At 72.9% G+C, this 2457-nt stretch carries 2 protein-coding genes; both read right to left on the bottom strand.

Translation table 11 applies throughout. The annotated features are described in order from the left end of the window. Positions 1-1346 (bottom strand): HNH endonuclease signature motif containing protein (locus NBW84_RS13965; protein ID WP_250285164.1); only part of this gene is annotated, 1346 nt, incomplete at its 3' end. 438 nt (positions 1347-1784) lie between these two features. Next, the coding region (locus NBW84_RS13960; RefSeq protein ID WP_445548712.1) for a glutamate ligase domain-containing protein at positions 1785-2457 on the bottom strand (673 nt) is incomplete at its 5' end.

Here is a 2457-nt window from a genome sequence, read left to right as displayed (position 1 = left end):
GTGGTTGTGGACGCCGGGGGTGTGGGTGGAGCGGGATCGTCCCAGGGCTCGGGCACGCTGGGATAGGTCCGCCCGGTCGGGGCGGTCCAGAGCACCGTGTCGGTGTCGCTATCGGTGCGTTGTACCATCCAGCCGCCGTCATGTTTCGCTCTGTGATGCCGTCGGCACAGGGTGAGCAGATTCTCCTCGCTGGTGGGCCCGCCGGTGCTGTGGGGCTGGATGTGGTCGAGGTCGCAGAACCGAGCGGGTTTCCGGCAGCCGGGGAACCGGCAGGTCCGCTGCCGGGTGCGTAGCAGCCGGGCCAGCCCAGGTGCGGGGAACCGGCGGCTGACTTCGACGGGCCGGTCGCCCTGAGCCGGGTCGGTGAGCACTCGTCGCCAGGTGGCATCCGTGGCGAGCTCACGGGCGAGGGCTGCGGGGATCGGCCCGTACCCGGCCAGTTCCCCGGGGACGTCACTGGCCCCGGCGAGCGTCGCCGCGGACACCAGCACCCCGATCTCTACCGACACCTCGGCTCCCCGGTCGCGGCCGAGGAGCAGGTCGACCAGCGCGTCGGCGCGGCGGGCGTCCATGCCGGGAGCCTCCTGCGGATCGGCGACCTGACGGGCCAGCGCGTCCAGGCGCTGGTAGGCGGCCTGGGCGTCGACCGCGGGCAGCAACGCCCACAGCTCGGCCATGCCGTCCTCGGCGGTGCGGAGCTGGACCTGCCGCTCGGTGCGGGCATGGGCGTGCCGACGTCGGGCGCCATCCGGATCCGTCGCCAGTACGGCGCGGCGCAGGGCTTGGCGGAAGAGGCTGTGGCTGGCTCGCCCACCGCGAGCGAGCACCCGTTGTTCGACAGTGGCGGCTTTCTCGGCGGGGAGCGCGGCGGTGCTCTCCGCGACCGCGCGGACCCGGCCCAGGTCGATGTCACCGGCTTCCAGCGCGGTGAGGGTGGCGGGCAGCCGGTCGACGACGGTGACCGCCAGCTCCAGGCCGGCCGCCGCGGCGGCCGGGGACAACGCCAGCTCGGCGGCGATCTCCTCCGCGGCCCAGCCTGGCCCGGCCCGCTTCGCCTCCCCCGGCGGGGTGGGCCGCAGCGCGGCGAACCGGGCCTGCGCCCGCAGCATCACCGCCTCCAGCCCGGCGATCCGCTTCCGTACAGCCGCCATCAGGGACAGGCAACCATCCGCATCACAGCCCTCCACCGCTGGCAGGCCGCCGCCCGCGCCGTCGGCCGCCAGCGCTGGTGGACCGCCGCCCGCGCCACCGCGCTCCACCACGGACAGGCCGTCGGCCGCATCACCGCCCCTCGCCGCTGGCGGACCGATAGCCGGGTCGGCGATGGTCGCTACAGAATCGAACATACGTACGAGTCTACTCGATTATCCGGACATTTCCACCACCTGGCGATGGCCGGTCCGCCGCGCCTCTGCGCGTACGCCGTTCGCGTGCACGCACTCCGGATTTTTACGGAAAGTATCAAATTGACTACTAAAAGTCGTCAGGACTTCTGGCCGGCGACGCGTGCCCCGGTTGGGGACGGGACGGTCGGGGCAACCCGCATCGACGAGAAGGACGCCGAGTGATCGTCATCCGGTTGAGGACGGGACGGTCGGGGCGACCGGTTCGCGCGGTCATCCCGCGGTCATCCGGAGAGGCTGGGAGCCAGCTTCTGAACCGCACTGCCACGGCTGCCACGGCTGTCGCCGCGGCGGCACGGCCCGTGCTCTCGGCCCGCGCCGTTGTCATCGTCCCTGGGCCCAGCTGTCATGAGGCTGCCCACGCTCAGGTGGTATTTCCGTTCAGGTGGCGCGGCAGTTGCGCATGGCGTGGGCGAAGGCGGCGCCGCGGTCGCGGTAGTCGCGGAAGCGGCCGAAGCTCGCCGCCGCCGGCGAGAGCAGGACGACGCCGTCGGGTCTCGCCCAGCGGTAGCCCTCGGCGACGGCGGTGGCGAGATCGGGCGTGTCCACGACGGTGACGTGCGGGCCGGCGCCGGCCTGGGTGACCTGGCGGCGGATGTCCGGGCCGTTGTCCGGCACGGTGAGGACGAACGTGTCCAGGCTGCGGCCGCGCAGGCCGACCGCGAGCGGGCTGTAGTCGATGCCGCGGCTGTAGCCGCCGACGATGAGCGCGACCCGGCGGCTGTCGAAGGCGTCCACGGCCGCCAGCGTCGGCAGGACGTTCGTCGACAGGCTGTCGTCGACGAAGCTGACCCCGTCCACCGAGCCGATCATCTTCAGGCGGCTGTCCAGGCCGGTGAAGCCCGCCGCGGCGGCCCGCAGCGCGTCGTCGTCGTCCGCCTCGGGCACACCGAGCGCACGCAGGCAGGCCCTGGCGATCATTGCGTTGCGCCGGTTGTGCCGGCCGAGCAGTCCCAACGGGCGGGTCCAGTCACCGGCGTCACCGGTGGCATCAACGCCGACGTAGCTGATGGCGCCAGCAGGGCCGACAGCTACGCCGGAGCCAGCGATACCG

This window comes from Protofrankia sp. CiP1_Cm_nod2 (assembly GCF_920664355.1).
Taxonomy (GTDB): Bacteria; Actinomycetota; Actinomycetes; order Frankiales; family Frankiaceae; genus Protofrankia.
The sequence above is the reverse complement of the archived record's forward strand: the minus strand, read 5'-3'. Positions and strand labels throughout refer to the sequence as shown.